Origin of the sequence: Pseudomonas beijingensis, from assembly GCF_030687295.1 — a bacterium.
Lineage (GTDB): Bacteria > Pseudomonadota > Gammaproteobacteria > Pseudomonadales > Pseudomonadaceae > Aquipseudomonas > Aquipseudomonas beijingensis.
The window spans coordinates 1,748,281-1,762,412 of the sequence record NZ_CP117425.1; the positions used below are offsets into that span (position 1 = coordinate 1,748,281).

Consider the following 14,132-nt stretch of genomic DNA (forward strand, 5'->3'; position numbering starts at 1 on the left):
GCTGGGAGCAGGGTCTACCTTGCTAACAGGCAATTCGTCATTTTCACTCTCTAGACTGCCCCAGCCTCCGACCGGATGGTGCATTTTGACTTCTTTATAGGGGACTTCGATGTCCGTACGACGCACACGCAAAGACGATGGCAGCCAATGGACAGTTGCGGACAGCCGCAGCGTTTACGGGATTCGCCATTGGGGGGCCGGTTATTTCGCGATCAATGAAGCCGGTCGCGTCGAAGTCCGTCCGAACGGCCCGGGCAGTTCGCCCATCGACCTGTTCGAGCAAGTCGACCAGTTGCGCCAGAGTGGCCTCTCGTTGCCCTTGCTGGTGCGTTTTCCCGACATCCTGCAAGACCGCGTGCGCCAACTGACCGGCGCGTTCGACAGCAACATCGCGCGCCTGGAATACCAGAGCAAGTACACCGCGCTGTACCCGATCAAGGTCAACCAGCAGGAAGCGGTGATCGAGAACATCATCGCCACCCAGAACGTCTCCATCGGCCTGGAAGCCGGTTCCAAGCCGGAGTTGCTGGCAGTGCTGGCCCTGGCACCGAAGGGCGGGACCATCGTCTGCAACGGCTACAAGGACCGCGAATTCATCCGCCTGGCGTTGATGGGCCAGAAGCTCGGTCACAACGTCTTCATCGTCATCGAGAAAGAGTCCGAAGTCGAACTGGTGATCGAAGAGGCCGCAGTGCTCAAGGTCAAGCCACAGGTGGGCCTGCGCGTGCGCCTGTCGTCCCTGGCGTCGAGCAAGTGGGCTGATACCGGTGGCGAGAAGTCCAAGTTCGGCTTGTCGGCCGCGCAACTGTTGTCGGTGGTCGAGCGCTTCCGCGCTGCTGGCCTGGACCAGGGCATTCGCCTGCTGCACTTCCACATGGGTTCGCAGATCGCCAACCTGGCGGACTATCAGCACGGCTTCAAGGAAGCGATCCGTTACTACGGTGAGCTGCGCAACCTCGGCCTGCCGGTGGATCACATCGACGTCGGCGGTGGCCTCGGCGTGGACTACGACGGTACGCACTCGCGCAATGCCAGTTCGATCAACTACGACATGGATGATTACGCCGGTGTCGTGGTCGGCATGCTCAAGGAGTTCTGCGATGCCCAGAGCTTGCCGCACCCGCACATCTTCTCGGAAAGCGGCCGCTCGCTGACCGCCCACCACGCGATGCTGGTAGTGCAGGTGACCGACGTCGAGAAACACAACGACGACGTGCCGGTGATCGACAACAAGCAGGAATTGCCGGAAACCGTGCAATGGCTGGTTGACCTGCTGGGCCCGACCGATATCGAGATGGTCACCGAGACCTACTGGCGCGCCACGCACTACATGAGCGACGTGGCGACCCAATATGCCGACGGCAAGCTGACCCTGGCGGAAAAAGCCTTGGCCGAGCAGTGCTACTTTGCCGTGTGCCGTCGCCTGCACAACTCGTTGAAGGCCCGCCAGCGCTCGCACCGCCAGGTGCTGGATGAGCTCAACGACAAGCTGGCCGACAAATACATCTGCAACTTCTCGGTGTTCCAGAGCCTGCCGGACACCTGGGCCATCGGCCAGGTGCTGCCGATCCTGCCGTTGCATCGCCTGGACGAAGAGCCGCTGCGCCGCGCTGTGCTGCAAGACCTGACCTGCGACTCCGACGGCAAGATCAAGCAGTACGTCGACGAGCAGAGCATCGAGACCAGCCTGCCGGTGCACGCGCTCAATCCGGGTGAAGACTACCTGCTAGGCATCTTCCTGGTGGGCGCCTACCAGGAAATCCTCGGTGACATGCACAACCTGTTCGGCGATACCGACTCGGTGAACATCTACCAGAACGCCGACGGCAGCGTGTACCACGCGGGTATCGAAACCCACGACACCATCGAAGACATGCTGCGCTACGTGCACTTGTCGCCGGAGGAGTTGATGACGCACTACCGCGACAAGTGCGCCAGCGCCCGCATCAGCGCCGCCGAGCGCACCCAGTTCCTCGATGCGCTGCGCCTGGGGCTGACGCGTTCGTCTTACCTGTCTTCTTGATGGGGAAGGTTGTGGCGAGGGGATTTATCCCCGCTGGGTTGCGCAGCAGCCCCTAAGCAGTCAACTCAATCTGTCTGATTTACCGAGTTGTCGGCATTTAGGGCCGCTGCGCAGCCCAACGGGGATAAATCCCCTCGCCACAAAATTACAGCGGGGCTCACCCTTTTAACTGATCAACACTGCCCGCCGGGGGCTGTCAGAAAACAAACAGCATGTTGCGGGTTTTTTCGGACAGTCCCGGAGGGCATTTTTGTTTTACGTCGCAGATGTTTCCTCACACCGGTGCATTTAATCGGTGATGTCCTTATTTCGTGTAGTCCCTTTCCTAACCTGTACTTCGCCCCTCTACTAGGCCATGGCGGTCGGCGAGAATCCCCGACCGCCCCTCCTGTAGAGAAACGCCGATGTCCGATCCAGCCTGCGAGCCAGCATTCCGTCTGGAGATAGCCGGTCTGCCCGAGCCCGTTGACGTCGTGGCCTTCACGGGTAGCGAAGCCATCAGCGAACCCTTCGTCTATGAAGTGGAGCTCTTGTTACATGATGCGAGCCTGGACTTGGCGAGCCTGCTGTACCGCAGCGTCTGGTTGAGTTTCGGGACCCCAGGCCGGGGTATTCATGGGCAGCTCCATGAGTTGGTCCAGCACCGTCATGGCGCCGGTTGGCGGGTGCGTATCGGGCCGAAGCTGGCTTGCCTGGCGCAGCGCTTCAGCCAGCGGGTGTTCAGTGCCCGCTCGGTGCCGCAGATCATTCGCCAGGTGCTCAAGGCCCATGGCATCAGGGGCCGCCGCCTGTGCCTGGACCTGAGCGGCGATTATCCACCGCAGGATTTCTGTACCCAGTATCGGGAATCGGACCTACGGTTCCTCCAGCGCGTATGTGCCCAGGCGGGTATCCACTTTCATTTCGAACACACCCGGGAGGGGCATTGCCTGGTGTTCGCCGACAATCCCCACAGTTTTCCCCCCGCCGGTAAGGCGGTCTACGTGGACGACGGGCCGACTGCCGCAGTGCGGACCTTCAGCGTGCACACCGATGTCTCGGGGCAGCAGGTCGCCCAGGGGCGCAGCGAGCTGACGAACTTGCGGGGTGGCCAGGTGCTGATGTTGACGGACCATCCGTTTGCCAACTGGAACCGGCGCTGGTTGTTGACGAAGGTCGAGCATCACGCCCAGGCGGGTGTGTATGGCAACCATTTCAAGGCCATTCCCCGGGGCGTGTTGTTCGTGCCGGACAACGTCCCGGCCAAACCACGCATGGTGAGCCGGCAGCGCGGCTGGGTCGTGGCGGTGGACGAGCCGCCGGAGCAGGGAGCGGGGCGCGTGGCGGTGGAGTTTGACTGGGTCTATCAGGGCGAAGGTTCCAGCCCCAGTCATTGCTGGCTGCCCTTGGCGCCCGAACTGGCTGCTGGCGGGGTGGGCGCGCTGGGTGACGGTACCGAGGTGCTGGTGAGCTTTATCGAAGGCGATCCGGATCGGCCGCTGGTCAGTGCATTTCTGAGCGAACCTGCCTCGGCCGAGATTGCCGATGAGTCATCCCCAGACGAAACACTCGGGTCGTCGGTGGTCGATCCGGTGCTGTTGTCGGCGATGCGAGAGGCCCAGCCGCTGGTCTTGTTGTGCCTGTTGCCCGAAGGCGGACCGTTCAGCCCCTGCGCCCAACCGCTGTGCACCTGCCGTATGCTCATGGGCCGCGGCGCGGGCGTGGCTCGATGAGCGCGGCCGTGCCTGGACCAACGCCGCAGTGGTTGCTGCTGGACGTACCGAGTGCACCTGAGGCGGTGCGGCGGGTGCACTCGCAGTTCGCCGAGGCCCGGCGCTTTGCCCTGTTCGAAGGCACCGAGTTGCATGGGCTTCGCGAGCACGGTCCGCTGTTGGTGGAACTGCGCCAATCGCCAGCGCTGGTCAGTCTTTGTCATCTGGACCCGCGCGCCTGGCCGGGGTTGTTGTTGACCAGCCCAAAGCCCACCGTGCAAGTGCTCGCGCATCTGCGGCGCATGCTGACAGTGACGCTGGGCCTGCATCACAAAGCCCTGTTGAACTACTACAACCCGCACACCGCCAGCTATTTCTTCGACGGTTGCGATTCCCATGAGCTCAGTTGTTGGCTGGGGCCGATCAGTCTGTTGCGCTGGTTCGGTGGCACATGGGCCGACCGTGCAATCGGCAGCCAGGGCTGGCAACAATTGTCCAACCCGGGAGTGCCGGTGGCGGCGCTGGAGAAGGAGCACGGCCTCAGCGATCGACAGCAGGGCCAGTTGCAACGATGCCTGTTGGAGCGCCACGCGTGGCAATGGTCCAGTTCCACCGGGCGTGACTACCGTCGGCTCTGGGAGGATTTGCAGCAAGGGCTGGCGCTGGGGTTTACCGAACGCACGGTGCTCGACGACTGGCTGTGGCTGCGCCTGCAATACCCCGATGCCCGACCCATCCCGGGGCCGGAGGGTGCTTCGCCGCGCGAGCGTCTCGATCGCCTGCGGCGGCGTTGGCAGGGCCCCCTGGATTGACGGTTATTGAGGTGGCGCGCTGAGCCAACGGTCGCGCCGCTGCAAGTGCCAGGCAAACGCACCGAGGGTCAGGCTGCGCAGGGCCATGAACAGCAGGAAGGTGATCCACAGTCCATGGTTGCCCAAACCCAGCAGCATCCAGGCGATTGGGGCCACCAGCAGTAGGGTCAAGACCATGCCGTTGCGCATTTCCCGGGCGCGGGTGGCACCGATGAACAGGCCGTCGAGCAAATAGCTCCAGACCGCGATCAGCGGCAAGGTCGCCAGGTAGGGCAGGTAGTCGTAAGCGGTGGCGCGCACGTCGGGGATATCGGTTTGCATGTCGATGAACAAGTGGCCGGCGAGCAGGAACAGCAGGGCAAAGCCGAGGCTTGCAATCAGCGACCAACCGATGGCCACCACCAGCGAACGACGCAAGGCCAGGCGGTCGCGGGCGCCGATGGCATGGCCGCACAGCGCTTCCACAGCATGGGCCAAGCCGTCCAGGGCATGGGCGGTCAGCAACAGGCCGTTGAGCAGCAAGGCATTGGCCGCCACGGTTGCGTCCCCCAGGCGCGCACCTTGCACCGTGATCAGGAAAAACACCGCTTGCAGTGCCAGGCTGCGAATGAAAATGTCCCGGTTCACCGCCAGCAGCGGGCGCCAGTTCTGCCACACGCCCAGGGCCGCCCAGGCCATCTGCCCGGGCCAGGCCCGCAGTGTCTTGCGAGCCAGGGCCAGGCCGACCAGCGCACCGGTCCACTCGGCAATCACCGACGCCCGGGCCGAACCGGTCACGCCCCAGTCCAGGCCGATCACGAACCACAGGTTCAGGGCGATGTTGACCAGGTTGGTCACCAGCAGGATCGTCAACGGCGCTCGGGCATTCTGGGCGCCGAGGAACCAGCCCACCAGCGCATAGCTGGCCAGCGCCGCCGGCAAGCCAAAGAGCCGGGTGTGGAAGAAGTCGCGGGTCAGTTGGTTGAGCTCGGCGGACGGCTGCATGAAGTGCAACGCCACGCCACTCAACGGCACGCCGACGGCACCGAGCAGCAGCGCCAGCCCCATCGCCAACAGCAGTCCTTGCAACAACACTTGCCGCAACGCCGCCCCGTCACCCCGCCCGGCAGCCTGGGCGGCGAACCCGGTGGTGCCCATGCGCAAGAAACCCATGGCCCACGCCAGCACCGTATACAAACTCGCCCCGACCGCCACTGCGCCCAACTGATGGGCATGGGGCAAATGGCCGATGACCGTGCTGTCCACCAGCGCCACCAGCGGCACGGAAATGTTCGAAAGAATCATCGGCGCCGCCAGCGCCCAGACCCGGCGATGGGTCAGGCGGTCGCGCCAGTCGGTGATCAGGTTGGACATGGGGGCTCCTTGATGGAGCGCGATTGTAGCGGGTTATGGTCTGATCGTTCTCCAGGGGATCTTGGACTCCTTGTGGCGAGGGGATTTATCCCCATTCAGTGGGAGCAAAGCTTGCTCGCGATCCAGGCGCCTCGGTTCCCTGGGAAACCGCGTCATATTCATCGCGGGCAAGCCTTGCTCCCACAGAGCATCCTCGCCACAAGGGGGCTGGCGCAGTATCGATCCCAGCCTTAGTGAATGATCCAGCTCAACAACCACAACCCCAGCACCAGCCAGATGATGCCCATGACGATCGAGGCCCGCATGAAGGCGCGGATCGCCGAGTACAGCAGCATCAGCCCGAGGATCAGCGCGATGATGCTGATGATCGATGTGTCCATGCCCAAGGTGCGCGACAGCCCATCGACGAAGTTGCCGCCGGCGTTGGCCAGGGTGTTGAAGAGGCCGCTGAGCAGGTCGACGATGAACCGGATTACCGAACCGAGCGCCTGGCCGAGCCATTCGAAAAAGCTTTCTACCTGCATATGTGCATCCTGATGGGAGGGAATCCGAGCTGAGCCGTTGGCTACTGATTGTAGGAGCTGTGGCGGCCGAGTTGGTTCGATTATGGGGCAAACCGTCGCTTCGTACCGAGACTCTTGCCTTCCCCGGTCATCCCCCTGAAGCTATGCGCATTCAGGAGAACCCGATGAACCTTGTTGAACTGACCGAACGCCTGCATGCCATTCGTGACCATAACGACTGGCGGCAGTTTCACAGCCCGAAAAACCTTGCCATGGCCGCCAGTGTGGAAATGGCCGAGCTGGTGGAGATTTTCCAGTGGCTGACCGAGGACCAGTCCCGCCAGTTGCCGGCGGACAAGCTGGCCCACGCCGGGCAGGAAGTCGGTGACATCGTGTTGTACCTGTTGCTGCTTTGCAGCGAGCTGGGCCTGGACATGGACGCCGTGGTGCGCAGCAAACTGGCCGACAGCGAACGGCGGTTCGGCCAATGAGCGACCGTCATTTCGATCTGCTCGCCACGCGCTTCGCGGAAAAAATCTACGGCGGGGCCAAGGGTGCGATCCGCTTGGCGGTGCTTCAGGCCGATCTGCTGGAAACCTTGGCGCAACGTCCATTGCGCGTGCTGGACATCGGCGCAGGCCTGGGCCACATGTCGTTGTGGCTGGCCGAGCGCGGCCACCAGGTGACCCTGGCCGAGCCGGCCGAACCCATGCTCGAAGGCGCCCGCCAGCGTTTTGCCGAGGCCGGCCAGCAGGCCACGTTCATCCAGGCGCCGTGGCAGGACCTGCTCGGCCAACTGACCGAACCTTACGACCTGGTGCTGTGTCACGCGGTGCTGGAGTGGCTGGCCGAGCCTCACGCGATCCTGCCGGTGCTGCATCAACTTACGACGCCTGGCGGCTGGTTGTCCCTGGCGTTCTACAACCGTGACGCGCTGGTCTATCGCAATCTGCTCAAGGGGCATTTCCGCAAGTTGCGCAAAAACGACATGGCCGGTGAAAAGCAGAGCCTGACGCCGCAACAACCCCTTGATCCGCGAGAATTGGCGGCGCAACTTGAAGGCCTGTGGCAGGTCGAAAGCCAGAGTGGTGTGCGGGTTTTCCATGACTACATGCCGGTGGAGTTCCAGGGCCGCGTGGAACTTGCGCAATTACTGGAAATGGAGCTGGCTCACCGTCGCCATCCGGCGTTTGCCGGGTTGGGACGTTATCTGCACTGGATCTGCCGTCCGGTGTAAGCGGAGAGCGAAATGAAAGGTCGTTCAGGGTTGTTGGTGCTGTGCCTGGGGCTGGTGGCCTGCCAGGGCAGCAACCCCTATGTCGCCACCTCCAATCCGTTGCCGCCGGCGCCGCCTGAGGCCGCCACGGTATTCGACCGCAGTGCCTACCCTGCGCCGCCCCGTGATTACGGGCGCTATCGCAGTTGGGCCTGGCGCGACGGGCGCCTGCCACCGGGCACTGCCTGGGCGGATTCGGCCCAGGTGGCTGAAGCGGTGAGCAATGCTCTCGACCAGCGCGGCCTACGGCCCCTGCATGACAACCGGCCCGCCGACCTGTTCGTCAGCGCCGACCTGCGCCTGGAGACTCGCGTGCGTCAGGTCCGGGACGACTATGATGCCGGTTACTACGGCGGCTATAACCGTTATGACCGCTACGGTCCGGGTTATGGCGTGTACCATCCGATGCCGATGGTGCGCACGTATCAGGAGCAGGTCGTTGTGGTTCGGGTAGACCTGTTCGATGCCCGCACCGGTCAGCCGGTGTGGAGCGCCGGCGCCGAGACCGGTCAGCGGGGCAGCCAGAGCGAGCGCACCGATGCCATTCGCGAAGCGGTGGAAAAAGCCATGTCGACGTATCCTCCAAGTTGATTACGCAACGGAGAAAAACCATGTTTCGCCGTCTTGCTCTACTGGCCTTCACCCTGTTGCTGGGGGCCTGTGCCTCAAACCCAGTCAATCATGACTTCGACGCCAGCCGTGATTTCGCGGCGTATCGCAGTTGGAGTTGGAAAGACCCGGCGCTGCAATATCGCCCCGATGACCCACGCATCAAGAGCGACCTGACCGAACAGCGGATCCGCCAGGCGGTGGCTGATCAACTCGACCAGCGCGGCCTGCGCCCTGCGGCGGACGGGCGCGGCGATGTGCTGGTCCAGGCTTATTTGATCGTCGAGGACCGCCAGCAGCAGGTCACGACCAACTATGGCGGCGGTTGGGGTGGGCCTTGGAATGGCTACTGGGGTGGGCCGATGTACAACGAAACCCGCAACATCAGCTACAAAGTCGCCACTGTGCAGATCGACCTGCTCGACGGCAAGGACGGCAAGCTGGTGTGGCGTGGTAGTGATGAACGAATGCTCAGCAACTCCCCCAACCCGACCGACCGCAACACGGCCGTGCGCGAGACGGTGGGGCGGATTCTGTCCAACTACCCACCGCGCTGACCGCAGCGTATTCAGGATGGGTGCAAGCTGATCCGCCGCAATCGCGAGCAAGCTCGCTCCCACAGGGAGTGGTGATGGACACCGGATCTATGAACACCCCGGAACAAATCTGTGGGAGCGAGCTTGCTCGCGATGACGGCGGCTCATTCAACCTTGAGGCAAGCTGACCCGCCGCTTTCGCGAGCAAGCCCGCTCCCACAGGGGGATTGGCGGTGGACACCGGATCTATGAACACCCCCCGAACAAACTGTGGGAGCGGGCTTGCTCGCGAAGACGGCAGCCCATTCAACATCCATGCAAGCTGACCCACCGCTTTCGCGAGCAAGCTCGCTCCCACAGGGGATTGGCGGTGGACACCGGATCTATGAACACCCCCCGAACAAACTGTGGGAGCGGGCTTGCTCGCGAAGACGGCAGCCCATTCAACATCCATGCAAGCTGACCCACCGCTTTCGCGAGCAAGCTCGCTCCCACAGGGGATTGGCGGTGGACCTCGGATCTATGAACACCCCGGAACAAACTGTGAATACCATCGACCTGTTCAGGTCACCGGCCGCCACTCGCCCACCATATGCTCCAACGCCCCGGCCCCCACCAGTTGCAGTTGCCCACTGGAACCCGCCGCACTGGACAGCAGGGTGACTTCGCTGGGCAGGCGCACCGGTTTCTTGAAGGTCACGTCGATCTCGATGTTGGCCTCGGGCAGATGGCCATCGAGCGCCGCCAGGGTCCTGGCCTTGTTCCACAGGCCATGGGCGATGGCGGTGGGGAAGCCGAACAGCCGGGCACTGATGCCGCTTAGGTGAATCGGGTTGTAGTCGCCGGAAACCTTGGCGTATTGCCGGCCGATGTCCGCCGGTGCGGTCCAGCGCGCCACCTCAACCAAGGGCAGGCTGGCCTGCGGTGAGTCCTCTACAAGCGGGCCGTCAAGCTGGACGCCTTTGCACAGCATCTGGCTCCGGGCCTCCCACAACGGCCCCAATTGATCATCGAGGCCGGTCACCAGGTCGAATACTGCGCCTTTGGGGTGGGCTTGCAGATTCTCGACATGGACGCTGGCCCGCACCTGACCGACCCCGCCCATGGGTCGCAGTACGCGAATGCGGTTGCTCAAGTGGATCAGCCCCAATAGCGGAAAGGGAAAGTCCCGACTCGTGAGCAATTGCATCTGCAGGGCAAACGCCAAGACGTGGGGATAGGTCGGCGGCAGCAGTCCGTTATCAACGAAACCGCACACTTTGCGATAGGCCGCCAGGCGTTGCGGGTCGACCTGAAGCACCTGGCGCAGGCCTTCCTGGGGCAAGGTCGTTCCGGTGACCTTGCGCCGTGTCGCCGCTTTCGAATAGAGCCCGGACATGGATGGCGGGCTGCTGACCTCATGCCATTGGATCGTCATGGTCATGCTCCCAAAAGGCTTTGCCCGCATACCCGCAGGGCCTGCCCGGTTACGGCACCCGTGCCCGGTTGCGCGAGCCAGGCCACGGCTTCAGCGACATCTTGAGGCAAGCCGCCCTGGCCCAGGGAGCTCATGCGCCGCCCGGCCTCGCGCAAGGCGAAGGGGATCTCGGCGGTCATGCGGGTTTCAATGAAGCCCGGCGCCACGGCGTTGATGCTGATGCCCCGAGGTTGCAGCAGCGGCGCCCAGGCCTGGGCCAGGCCGATCAACCCTGACTTGCTCGCCGCATAGTTGGTCTGCCCACGGTTGCCGGCAATGCCGCTGATGGACGCCAGCAGGACGACCCGGCCATTGTCGCGCAGGGTGCCGCTGTCGAGCAGGGCCTTGGTCAGCACTTGCGGGGCGTTGAGGTTGACGGCCAGCACGGCGTCCCAGAATTCCGGGGTCATGTTGGCGAGGGTCTTGTCCCGAGTGATGCCGGCGTTGTGCACCACGATGTCGACGCCGTCGGGCAAGTACTCGATCAACTGGGCGGCGGCCTCTTCGGCGCAGATATCCAGCGTGATGCTGCGCCCGCTCAAGCGTGCCGCCAGGGCGTCGAGGTCGGTCTTGGCCTGGGGGACGTCCAGCAGGATCACGTCGGCTCCATCGCGGGCCAGGGTTTCGGCGATAGACGCGCCGATTCCGCGGGCTGCGCCCGTGACCAGTGCCTTGAGCCCCGTGAGCGGTCGGGTCCAGTCATGGACCTGGGTGTCACAGGCGTTGAGGCGAATGACCTGCCCGGAAATGAAGGCGCTCTTGGGGGACAGGAAAAACCGCAGGGCACCTTCCAACTGGGCTTCGGCACCATCGCCGACATACAACAGTTGCAGCGTCCCACCGTGGCGCAACTCTTTAGCCAGGGAACGGCTGAAACCCTCCAACGCCCGCTGGGCACTGGCGGCGAAGGGATCGGCAAGACTTTCCGGCGCGCGCCCGAGGAGGACGACATGGGCGCTGTGGTCGAGGTTTTTCATCAGCGGCTGGAAAAATTCCCGCAGCTGCTTGAGCTGGTCGGCCTGCACCAAATGGCTGGCGTCGTACACCACTGCCTTGATTTTCGGGCCGTGGCCGGGGATCCACTCGGTGGCCACGGTCGGTTCGCCGCCGTAGATGAAAATGCTGTCGGTCAGGCGCTTGGCAAACGTGCCGATCTGTTCGGTCAACGGCCCGCCGCCCAGCAGCAGTGCGCCTTCGATCGGCCGCAGCCGCCCGGCCTGCCAGCGTTCCAGGCGTACCGGCGAGGGCAGGCCGAGGGACCCGACCATGCGCCGGCCGAGGGGCGAATTGGCGAAGTCGATATAACGGTCAGACATGGAACACACTCCGGCTGATGAGGTTCCAAGTGTGGACCATGATTGGCAATCAGTCGTTCGATCGGCCAGATAAAGCCTAAGCTTGAGCGCAAGCGCTTTCTCCAAGGCACCGAATCCTTGTGGGAGCAAAGCTTGCTCGCGATGCAGACACCGCGTTTTCAGGGTAGGTCGCGTCATCGTTCATCGCGAGCAAGCTTTGCTCCCACAGGGTTCGGTTGAGTTTTCATAGGGCACTAGACCTGCACAGGGAGTTTTTCATGACACAACTACCCGCGTCGCGATCATCGGTGGTAACCGCATTCCTTTCGCCCGCTCCAACGGGCTCTATGCCACCGCCAGCAACAAGGCGATGTTGACGGCTGCCCTCGAGGGGCTGATCGAACGCTACAACCTGCATGGCTTGCACATCGGCGAAGTGGCGGCCGGTGCGGTGCTCAAGCACTCCCGGGATATGAACCTGACCCGCGAATGCGTGCTCGGTTCGCGGTTGTCACCGATGACGCCGGCCTATGACGTACAGCAGGCCTGCGGCACGGGGCTGGAGACGGTGCTGCTGGTGGCCAACAAAATCGCCCTGGGGCAGATCGACAGCGGTATTGCCCGGCGGCGTCGATACCACGTCGGACGCGCCGATCGCCGTCAATGAAGGACTGCGCAAGATCCTGCTGCAAGCCAATCGCGCCAAGACCACCGCCGATAAAATCAAGACCTTCCTGCAATTGCGCCCCCAGCACCTGATGCCGGATCTGCCGCGCATCAACGAACCGCGCACCGGCCTGAGCATGGGCGAGCACTGTGAATTGATGGCCCAGACCTGGCAGATCCCCCGGGAGGCCCAAGACCAGTTGGCCCTGGAAAGCCATCAGAAAATGGCCGCGTCCTACGCCGAAGGTTGGCAGAACGACTTGATGACACCGTTTCTCGGCCTGACCCGGGACAACAACCTGCGTCCGGACCTGACCCTGGAAAAACTCGCCTCCCTCAAACCAGCCTTCGAAAAAAGTGCCAAGGGCACGATGACTGCGGGCAACTCCACGCCACTGACCGATGGTGCTTCGTTGGTGCTGCTGGGCAGCGAAGAGTGGGCCACGGCCCGGGGCCTGCCGATCCTGGCGTACCTGCGCGACGGTGAAACGGCGGCGGTGGACTTCGTCAATGGCGCCGAAGGGCTGCTGATGGCTCCGGTCTATGCCGTGCCGCGCTTGCTGGCGCGCAACGGCCTGACCTTGCAGGACTTCGATTACTTCGAGATCCACGAAGCGTTCGCCGCCCAAGTGCTGTGCACGCTGAAGGCCTGGGAAGACCCGGATTATTGCAAGACCCGTCTGGGCCTCGATGCACCACTGGGGTCCATCGACCGCAGCCGGCTGAATGTGAAGGGCAGTTCCCTGGCCGCCGGGCATCCGTTTGCCGCCACGGGCGGGCGCATTGTCGCCAACCTCGCCAAGTTGCTCGATGCCGCCGGGCGAGGCCGCGGGTTGATTTCCATCTGCGCCGCCGCCGGCCAGGGCGTGACGGCGATTATCGAGCGTTGAGCAGCGCGCCATCCTGGCGGGACGCCAGTTCTTTGTGCCGGCTGGCGTAGCGCTCGGCCAGGATCGAACAGACGATCAACTGCAACGGGTGATAGATCATGATCGGCAGCAAAATCAGCCCCAGGCCCGGGTGGTTGCCGAAAATCAATGCGGCCATCGGCACTCCGGCGGCGAGGGATTTCTTGCTGGCGCAGAACACCGCGGCGACTTCATCGGCACTGCTGAATTTCAGGACGCGGGCGGTGCGGGTGGTCGCCCACAGGATGATTGCCAGCAGCACGGCACTGCCCACCACTGCGCTAAGCAACACGCCGTTACCTTGCTGGCCCCAGATGCCGGACACCATCGAGTTGCAGAAGGCCGCGTAGACCAGCAGCAGGATCACCAGTTTGTCGATGATGCTGGTGTAGCGTTTGTACCGACCGAAAAAACCGGCCAGCCAGCGCCGCAGGAACTGCCCCAGCACCAGTGGCAGCAGCAACATCATGCACAGGTCGAGCAAGGTTGAACCCAGGTCGATGCCACCAGCGCCGCTGCCGACCACGAAGCTGACCAGCAACGGGGTCAGGAAAATCCCCAGTACGCTGGACAGGCTCGCGTTGAGAATCGCCGCCGGCACGTTGCCTTTTGCACTGCCGGTCAGGGCCACCGAGGACGAAATTGTCGAGGGCAGGGCGCACAGGTAGAAGAACCCCAGCATCAGCAGCGCCGGCACGTGGCTGCCCAGCAGCCAGTTGCTGAGCAGCCAGAGCAACGGAAATACGCCAAAGGTGAACGCCTGCACCATCACGTGCAGCCGGATGTTCTTCAGGCCGTGTCGGATCTGCTCGCCGGACAGGTTGACCCCGTGCAGGAAGAACACCACGAAGATGCCGATGTTGACCACCCATTCGGCATGCATGGCACCGCCCTTGGCACCAAAGGTGGGAAAGAAATACGCCAGCAGCGTGGCGAGCACCATGCCGCACAGGAACCAGTCGGTCACCATGCGTTTGAGGTGTCTGAAGATATGCATAGGGCAC

The 14,132-nt window shown here is 63.3% G+C and carries 12 protein-coding genes and 1 pseudogene; 8 read left to right on the plus strand and 5 right to left on the minus strand.

What is annotated here, in order from left to right:
- Positions 1 to 109: 109 nt before the first annotated feature.
- From speA to PSH84_RS07975, 3 genes are all read left to right on the plus strand, one after another.
- On the plus strand, positions 110 to 2,023 hold the full coding sequence (gene speA, locus PSH84_RS07965) for an arginine decarboxylase (RefSeq protein WP_122567229.1): 1,914 nt from the start codon (positions 110 to 112) through the stop codon (positions 2,021 to 2,023).
- 404 nt (positions 2,024 to 2,427) lie between these two features.
- A complete protein-coding gene (locus PSH84_RS07970) occupies positions 2,428 to 3,735 on the plus strand; it encodes a type VI secretion system Vgr family protein (RefSeq protein ID WP_305482534.1) in 1,308 nt (435 codons plus the stop codon).
- Positions 3,732 to 4,526 carry a DUF4123 domain-containing protein gene (locus tag PSH84_RS07975; RefSeq protein ID WP_305482536.1) on the plus strand — a complete coding sequence of 265 codons (795 nt, stop codon included), beginning with the start codon at positions 3,732 to 3,734 and terminating at the stop codon, positions 4,524 to 4,526. Before PSH84_RS07970 ends, PSH84_RS07975 begins: the two co-directional genes overlap by 4 nt.
- Positions 4,527 to 4,529: 3 nt before the next feature.
- Here PSH84_RS07975 and PSH84_RS07980 read toward each other — a convergent pair whose 3' ends face one another.
- Positions 4,530 to 5,879: an MATE family efflux transporter gene (locus tag PSH84_RS07980; protein ID WP_305482537.1), complete on the minus strand. Its 1,350-nt coding sequence runs from the start codon at positions 5,877 to 5,879 to the stop codon at positions 4,530 to 4,532.
- Positions 5,880 to 6,109: 230 nt separating this feature from the next.
- On the minus strand, positions 6,110 to 6,403 hold the full coding sequence (locus PSH84_RS07985; RefSeq protein ID WP_003197447.1) for a hypothetical protein: 294 nt from the start codon (positions 6,401 to 6,403) through the stop codon (positions 6,110 to 6,112).
- A gap of 164 nt (positions 6,404 to 6,567) precedes the next feature.
- Between PSH84_RS07985 and PSH84_RS07990 the strand changes: the two genes are divergently transcribed.
- Genes PSH84_RS07990 through PSH84_RS08005 form a run of 4 tightly spaced genes read left to right on the plus strand, consistent with a single transcriptional unit; the run spans position 6,568 to position 8,824 of the window.
- Positions 6,568 to 6,873, plus strand: a complete 306-nt coding sequence (locus PSH84_RS07990) for a MazG-like family protein (RefSeq protein WP_092205098.1) — start codon at positions 6,568 to 6,570, stop codon at positions 6,871 to 6,873.
- A complete protein-coding gene (locus PSH84_RS07995; RefSeq protein ID WP_305482539.1) occupies positions 6,870 to 7,619 on the plus strand; it encodes a methyltransferase in 750 nt (249 codons plus the stop codon). Before PSH84_RS07990 ends, PSH84_RS07995 begins: the two co-directional genes overlap by 4 nt.
- Positions 7,620 to 7,631: 12 nt before the next feature.
- Complete coding sequence (locus PSH84_RS08000) at positions 7,632 to 8,249, plus strand: DUF4136 domain-containing protein (RefSeq protein WP_305482541.1); 618 nt, start codon at positions 7,632 to 7,634, stop codon at positions 8,247 to 8,249.
- A 20-nt stretch (positions 8,250 to 8,269) separates the two neighbouring features.
- A complete protein-coding gene (locus PSH84_RS08005) occupies positions 8,270 to 8,824 on the plus strand; it encodes a DUF4136 domain-containing protein (protein ID WP_122567223.1) in 555 nt (184 codons plus the stop codon).
- 541 nt (positions 8,825 to 9,365) lie between these two features.
- On the opposite strand, the gene PSH84_RS08015 is transcribed toward PSH84_RS08005, so the two are convergent.
- Both PSH84_RS08015 and PSH84_RS08020 read right to left on the minus strand, forming a co-directional pair.
- Positions 9,366 to 10,220, minus strand: coding sequence for a MaoC family dehydratase (locus PSH84_RS08015; protein WP_305482543.1), 855 nt, complete (start codon positions 10,218 to 10,220; stop codon positions 9,366 to 9,368).
- Positions 10,221 to 10,222: 2 nt separating this feature from the next.
- Complete coding sequence (locus tag PSH84_RS08020) at positions 10,223 to 11,575, minus strand: 3-oxoacyl-ACP reductase (RefSeq protein ID WP_305469559.1); 1,353 nt, start codon at positions 11,573 to 11,575, stop codon at positions 10,223 to 10,225.
- A gap of 257 nt (positions 11,576 to 11,832) precedes the next feature.
- Here PSH84_RS08020 and PSH84_RS08025 point away from each other — a divergent pair.
- Positions 11,833 to 13,110: pseudogene (locus PSH84_RS08025) on the plus strand (acetyl-CoA C-acetyltransferase).
- Here PSH84_RS08025 and PSH84_RS08030 read toward each other — a convergent pair.
- On the minus strand, positions 13,097 to 14,125 hold the full coding sequence (locus PSH84_RS08030; protein ID WP_305469562.1) for a bile acid:sodium symporter family protein: 1,029 nt from the start codon (positions 14,123 to 14,125) through the stop codon (positions 13,097 to 13,099). The pseudogene PSH84_RS08025 and the gene PSH84_RS08030 sit on opposite strands and share 14 nt — an antisense overlap.
- Positions 14,126 to 14,132 lie beyond the last annotated feature (7 nt).

What these genes read in the sequence shown, in the direction of transcription:
- speA (WP_122567229.1), top strand. Translation starts at nt 110, where the DNA reads ATGTCCGTACGACGCACACGCAAAGACGATGGCAGCCAATGGACAGTT.
- PSH84_RS07970 (WP_305482534.1), top strand. Translation starts at nt 2,428, where the DNA reads ATGTCCGATCCAGCCTGCGAGCCAGCATTCCGTCTGGAGATAGCCGGT.
- PSH84_RS07975 (WP_305482536.1), top strand. Translation starts at nt 3,732, where the DNA reads ATGAGCGCGGCCGTGCCTGGACCAACGCCGCAGTGGTTGCTGCTGGAC.
- PSH84_RS07980 (WP_305482537.1), bottom strand. Translation starts at nt 5,879, where the DNA reads ATGTCCAACCTGATCACCGACTGGCGCGACCGCCTGACCCATCGCCGG.
- PSH84_RS07985 (WP_003197447.1), bottom strand. Translation starts at nt 6,403, where the DNA reads ATGCAGGTAGAAAGCTTTTTCGAATGGCTCGGCCAGGCGCTCGGTTCG.
- PSH84_RS07990 (WP_092205098.1), top strand. Translation starts at nt 6,568, where the DNA reads ATGAACCTTGTTGAACTGACCGAACGCCTGCATGCCATTCGTGACCAT.
- PSH84_RS07995 (WP_305482539.1), top strand. Translation starts at nt 6,870, where the DNA reads ATGAGCGACCGTCATTTCGATCTGCTCGCCACGCGCTTCGCGGAAAAA.
- PSH84_RS08000 (WP_305482541.1), top strand. Translation starts at nt 7,632, where the DNA reads ATGAAAGGTCGTTCAGGGTTGTTGGTGCTGTGCCTGGGGCTGGTGGCC.
- PSH84_RS08005 (WP_122567223.1), top strand. Translation starts at nt 8,270, where the DNA reads ATGTTTCGCCGTCTTGCTCTACTGGCCTTCACCCTGTTGCTGGGGGCC.
- PSH84_RS08015 (WP_305482543.1), bottom strand. Translation starts at nt 10,220, where the DNA reads ATGACGATCCAATGGCATGAGGTCAGCAGCCCGCCATCCATGTCCGGG.
- PSH84_RS08020 (WP_305469559.1), bottom strand. Translation starts at nt 11,575, where the DNA reads ATGTCTGACCGTTATATCGACTTCGCCAATTCGCCCCTCGGCCGGCGC.
- PSH84_RS08030 (WP_305469562.1), bottom strand. Translation starts at nt 14,125, where the DNA reads ATGCATATCTTCAGACACCTCAAACGCATGGTGACCGACTGGTTCCTG.